The 6,102-nt window shown below is 66.6% G+C and carries 3 protein-coding genes; 1 reads left to right on the plus strand and 2 read right to left on the minus strand.

Annotated elements, in window-relative coordinates; translation table 11 throughout:
* Together VGS97_RS15135 and VGS97_RS15140 are read right to left on the minus strand one after the other, a co-directional pair.
* On the minus strand, nucleotides 1-300 hold a 300-nt coding region (locus VGS97_RS15135; RefSeq protein WP_326854147.1), incomplete at its 3' end, for a hypothetical protein.
* An 834-nt stretch (nucleotides 301-1,134) separates the two neighbouring features.
* On the minus strand, nucleotides 1,135-3,993 hold the full coding sequence (locus tag VGS97_RS15140) for a family 20 glycosylhydrolase (protein ID WP_326854149.1): 2,859 nt from the start codon (nucleotides 3,991-3,993) through the stop codon (nucleotides 1,135-1,137).
* Between the two features lie 777 nt (nucleotides 3,994-4,770).
* Between VGS97_RS15140 and VGS97_RS15145 the strand changes: the two genes are divergently transcribed.
* A partial coding sequence (locus VGS97_RS15145) for a ricin-type beta-trefoil lectin domain protein (RefSeq protein WP_326854151.1) occupies nucleotides 4,771-6,102 on the plus strand: 1,332 nt, incomplete at its 3' end.

Below are 6,102 nucleotides of genomic sequence, written 5' to 3' on the forward strand. Positions count from 1 at the left end.
GAAGACGATGCGGCCGTACCCGCGCGACCGGCGGTTGAGCTCGAAGGCCAGGTAGGCGAGCACCTGGCGCGGCGTGACATCCGGGTTGGCCTCGAAATCCAGCCGGGCGTGCGGGATGCCCTTGTCGGCCAGTGCCCGATCTGCGGCCCGCAGCAGGTGCGACTTGTCGCTGCCGTGCGGTCCGACGAGGGACAGGATCGGCAGTGGAAGGTTCGTCGCATTCGGCGACGACCGGTTCAGCAGGCTGGTGATCAGATCCTCGATGGCCGCGAGACCCGCGCGCCCACCGCCCTCATCCATGATAACAGCCCCCTGATATGCAAGCACCGCCTGCTGGCGTATAGGCATGACACTGCATCTGACCTGTGATGTCAGCTCAATTTACTGAATTGATACCTGAATTCCGTTGCGGCTGCCGGCCCACGCCCGGCTCGCGACGAATAGTCGCGGATGTGACAGTGCTCGAATTTATTGTTCGGGTACCTTGGGAGTGTCACGGAACCCTGGGGCGATCGTCTCGGGTGCGGTTGGTGTGAGCCGAATTCAGGGTGCAGACTGGTGCGATGCCCCCTCGGGCCAGGGCTCTCGTCCCGTCCCGTCGAGCCGGTGCTGTGGGAACGGGCACCAGGCCGGTAAAAAAGAGGAACCGGCGCTCGCCGTCTGTGCACATATGTTTGATGGAGACGCGATAAGTTTCGGCGACTTCGGCGAGCCTCCGGACCGGCACAGAAAGTCGGCGCGGACTGCCGACAGCTGCGGATATCAGGTCGGGGGCTGCTTTGAGCGGTGGCAATTTGTCAGCGTCGCAGCCGGACCGTCCAGGCAACTGACCGCGACCAGCCGATTGAGCACGGTGAGAGGCTCTGCCGGATGGTCAGCAGCGCGTCGTAGAGGCAACGGACCGCTCCCGGCGGGTGGGCGGCGGGTCAGGGACAACTGCGGTTCCTGGTCACGTTGTGCAAGGAAAATTCGAAACTATCTTGCACGGCCCCCGGGTTACGTCCTTTTCCGCGCCGCAGCGGGCAGGTGGCGCCTGACAACGAGTGAGCGTGAGCACCAGCTCGTTCCTGGTGGCCGGATTCGCTCCGCTCGCGGGCTGTGCGTCCGCGAGCGGAGCGAGACTGTCCGGCACGTTCAGCCGGTCGAGGTACCGCCGGTCTGGGCCGAGTTGTACAGCGCTGCCGCCTGGCTCGCGGTCAGCGCGGACGAGAAGACCGAGACCTCCTCAAGGTCCTCCTTGCCCACATCCTTGGAGGAACTGCCGATCCAGGCCCTGCCCAGCGGCATGCTGGCCGAGATCGTGCCGACGGACTGGCCATTGGCGTAAATGGTGATCGTGGCGCCGTCGTCGACCCAGGTCACGTAGGTCCATGTGTTCAGTGGTGCCTTGTAGCTGATGGCGTAGTCGGCGGTGCCGTATTTGGTGGCGCCCAGTTCCCCGGTGCCGTTCCACTGCTGCACCTTCAAGGCCATCGTGGAGCTGGACAGCAGCGGCACACTGGCGTTCGAGGCGGTCGGGTCGACCCAGGCGCTGGCCGTCCACGGGGCTGGGAGGTCCGCGGCGGAGGTTGTGATCGGCGAGACGCTGCCGTCGAAGACCGCCGCGTTGCCCACCTTGCCCGGAGCGAAGGTGGTCATCCCGGTGACCGTGCCGTTGTGCCCGCCGGTCGCCGAGTCGGTCACGGTCGAGCCGGAGACGCTGTTCATCGTCCAGTCGTCGACCAGCGTCGGCGCCGGCGGAGGCGGCGGAGTGATGTTGGTGCCGCCGGTTTGGGCCGAGGTGTAGAGCGCGTTCGCCTGGCTGGCGGTCAGGGCGTTGTTGAACACGGTGACCTCGTCGAGGTTTTCCTTGCCGTGATCTATGGACGCGCTGCCGATCGCGTCCCGGGACAGCGACATGGTGGCGGCGATCGTGCCGACGGACTGACCGTTGGCGTAGACCGTGATCTGGGTTCCGTCATCGACAAAGGACACATAGGTCCATGTGTTCAGTGGTGCCTTATAGCTGACCGTGTAGTCGGCGGTGCCGTATTTGGTGGCGCCCAATTCGCCGGTGCCGTTGTATTGCTGCACCTTCAGGGCCATCGTGTAACCGGACAGTAGCGGGACGCTGGTGTTCGAGGCGGTCGGGTCGACCCAGGCGCTGGCCGTCCACGGTGCCGGCAGGTCGGAGGCCCCCACGGAGATCGGTGAGACGCTGCCGTCGAAGACCGCCGCGTTACCCACCTTGCCCGCGGCGAAGGTCGTCGTGCCCGTCACCGTGCCGTTGTTCCCGGCGGGGCCGGAGTCGGGCACCGTCGTGCCGGAGATGCCATCCATCGTCCAGTGGTTGATCAGTTGGACTGGCCGGGCCGGCCAGGTCACTTCGGGCGTGCGATAATAGCCGTACCCGAGAAGATCCCAGCGCGGTCCCTGGGCGGCGATCCGGGAGGCGAAGTTGGTCCAGGACGTCGACCCGGTCACGGCCGACGCTGTAGACCACCCGACCTCGGCCAGCGCGGGCAGGCGGGGGAGGAGCATGAAGTCCGCGTAGCCTTCGACTTCGTTCGTCGTGTAGGTCGCCGGGACGCTGTCGGCCCAGAGTGCAGCCTCCACGCCGATGGTCGGGTCGTTCGGAACCGCGCCTGCGGGAATGCCGGCGGCGGATTCCAACGAAGCCGTAGCAGCCGACGGATCCCAGCCGTAGGCCTTGGAGAGCGGGACGTCTCCGGCCCAGGTCAGGCCCAGAGGTGTGTTCGCGTCATACTTCATGTCGAAGTAGTCATGCGGGGCGGGGGCTTCGATGAGTTTCTCTCCGCGCTCCAGACCAGTGGCGATACCCGTGTTGTCGCCCGCCCAGTACTCCAGCACGGAGGTGGTGGGGATGGTGGTGACCTGGCCCATCTCGTTCCATCCGATGGGGGTCTTGCCGGCTGCGGCGACCGCGCTGGTGGAGCTCGACACCCACGCGTTGTACTGCGCCGCGGTGCCCGAGAACTCATCGCCGCCGACGTGGAAGTAACCGCTGCTGCTCATCGGCGCGATCTCGGCCGCGACCTTGTCCAGGAAGGTCTGGACGTTGGCGTTGTCGGCGGAGTTGTTCGGGTCGATCGGGATGTCGTTGGGGTCCGTGCCCGTGGCCATCGAGGTCACCGCGGCACCGGTGTGCCCGGGGCCGTCGACCTCGGGTACGACCGTGATGTAGCGTGCCGCCGCGTAGGCGGCGATGGCCTGATAATCGGCCTGCGTGTAATAGCCGGGCCCGCCATCGACAGCTCCGGACGCCACCGGGATGTTGCTTCCGATCCTCGTCAGGTCCGGGTAGGCGTTGATGGCGATGCGCCAGCCCTGATCATCGCTCATGTGCAGGTGAAGCACGTTCAGCTTGTACATCGCGGCCTGACTGATGACCCGCTCGATGGCCGAGACCGGGTAGAAGTGGCGCGCGATGTCGATCATGACCCCGCGGTAGGCATAGCGCGGGCTGTCCGAGATCGCCACCGACGGGACGTTCCAGCTCACCCCCGACTGCGCCGTCGTCGCCTCGATCTGCGTCGGCAGGATCTGGCGAAGGGTCTGCACGCCGTGGAAGAGGCCGTCGGCGGTGTTCGCCGTGATGACGACGGAGCTCGACGTGCTGCTCAGTGTGTAGCCTTCCTGGCCGAGCGAGGACGGCCCGGTCGCGTCGAGCACGACCGAGTCCGTCGCCGTGTTGGCACCGGAGACGACCGGCAGGGCCAGCCCCGTCGACGGACGCGCGAGCCCAGCGAGGTAGGACGCCACCGCCGCGACAGCGGTCGCCGACGTGGTGACGGTGATCGACGTGTTCGCGTCGAAGGTGAAGCTCCCGCCGGTGCCCGCCGCCTCCGAGACCGGCTGCGGGATGACCGGCGGCAGGGTCGCCGCCCCCGCCGCCGGGGCGACCGCCGGTACGAGCGCCACCATGGCGCCCGTGACGAGGGACGCGCACAGCGCCCCGACACGCTTTCTGAGCAGTCCAGCCATAGCCGCCATGCGCTGCCTTCCTTAGCAGGAGCTGGTCTAGACCAGCTGACATATGGTCAAAGTAGCCCGTATCACGTATCGCACAAGAGCCGGTGGCGTGCGACGCCACGGCGCCGTACGGCGGGCGGCAGCGTGTTGCCGTGGTGGCTGTGGGGGGATGGACCAGCGTTGCGGTGCGGACCAGATCTGGTTGAGCTGGTGGTGTCCGCAGGGCAGGATGTTGAGTTTGGTGGCAGCTTCGGTTCCGCCGCTGTAGACGTCGAAGCACAGTCCTGAGTTGACGTCGGCGAGGTTGCCGTTGGTGTCGTGCGGAGCAGGTGCGGGGCCAGAGCGTGCAGCGCATCGGCGCAGAACCGGGTCGGGCCCCGTGGCGGCAGGGCTCTGATGTGCGCGCAAACATCGGATCTGTTATCGATCCGTTATAGTCCGGGCGCTTGACCGCGGCGGTGGTCTAGTCCATTTTGAAGGCGGTGCCGTCACTCGTGGCACTCGACTTGCACCCATCACAGCAGGTGAAAAGGCGTCCGGCGCACGCCGTTTCCCTACCCTAGGCGGTATCTAGAGCGGCAGGGGACGGAACATGGTGCGCCAAAACGGTGAGAGGCCGCAGGGGGCACGTGCGTCATTCGTGTCCCGCTCCAGGCCGCTCGCCGCTGATTCCCCGCACTCTTCTCCACACTCTCCTTCTGCCGAGTCCAGCGCAGTCAGTCTCGTCCGCCTCGGTCACTGTCGACGGACATTCGTTCTGGACCGCCGATTGCCTGGAATCTCGAACGAAGGTGACATATGAGAGTTCTCAATCCGCGCGGCGGGCCGCGCCTGGTCGCCGCCGGATCCTCGGTACTGCTGGCAACCTCCGGTCTGATGCTGGCCTCGATCGTCTCCGCGGCGCCCGCCGGCGCCTCGGTGGGGCAGGTCGCGCCGTACGTCGACATGTCCAACTCGCAGGAGGGCGTGCTGAACACCGTCATCTCCTCGGACGGACTGCGCTCCTTCACCGCGGCCTTCACCATCGGCGAAGGTTGCAACAACATCTGGGGTGACACCCTGCCGGTCGGCAATGACCCGACCATCGGCGGGGAGATCTCCTCCGCGAAGGCGGCCGGCGCCTCGGTGATCGTGTCCTCCGGTGGCGCGGGAGGCGAGCCGATCTCGTTCACCTGCACCAACCAGGGCACGATCGACGCCGCCTACCAGACCATCATCAACGACTACGGCACCAGCGAACTCGACTTCGACATCGAGGGCGCCGCCATCGCCGACACCGGCGGCATCGACCGGACCTTCCAGGCCATGAAGGACCTCAAGTCCTCGAACCCCGCTCTGCTCTGGTCGGTCACCGTTCCGGTCCTGCCCAGCGGGCTGGACTACAACGGCACGAACCTGTTGCAGGACGCCCAGAACATGGGCGTGACCATCCCGATGGTCAACGTCATGGCGATGGACTACTACCAGGGCAGCATCGAGATGGGCAATGCCGCCATCAGCGCCGCCCAGAACACCTTGAACCAGATGAGGGCGGTCAACGGCTCGTACTCGTACGCCAACGTCGGGATCACCCCGATGATCGGCATCAACGATGACGGCTCCACCTTCACCCTCTCGGACGCCTCAAGCGTGGCGGGCTGGGCCAGCAGCAACGGCATCGGACGGCTCGCGTTCTGGTCGGTCGACCGCGACCAGGCCTGTCCCGGCGGCAACGGCGGCGCGGCCTCCTCCACCTGTAGCGGCGTTTCCGAGAGCACCGGCCAGTTCACCGCCGCGTTCACGGGCGCCGGAGGCGGAAACCCGCCGCCCCCGCCGCCCGGCTCCGGCGCGGTGACTCTTGCCTACAACGGTCTGTGCCTGGACAACCGTGCGGCCAGCACGGCCAACTTCAACCCGGTCCAGGTCTACACCTGCAACGGCACCAACGCCCAGCAATGGACCCTGACCACCAGCAACCAGCTGATGGTCCAGGGCAAGTGCCTGGACGTCAACAGCGCCGGCACCGCCAACGGCACCACCGTCGACCTCTACGACTGCAACGGCACCGGCGCCCAAACCTGGGTCCACCAAAGCAACGGCGCCTACCTCAACCCCAACTCCGGCAAATGCCTCGACGACACCGGCTGGGGC

The organism is Actinocrinis sp., assembly GCF_035946395.1.
GTDB lineage: Bacteria > Actinomycetota > Actinomycetes > Streptomycetales > Catenulisporaceae > Actinocrinis.

What these genes read in the sequence shown, in the direction of transcription:
- VGS97_RS15140 (WP_326854149.1), bottom strand. Translation starts at nt 3,993, where the DNA reads ATGGCGGCTATGGCTGGACTGCTCAGAAAGCGTGTCGGGGCGCTGTGC.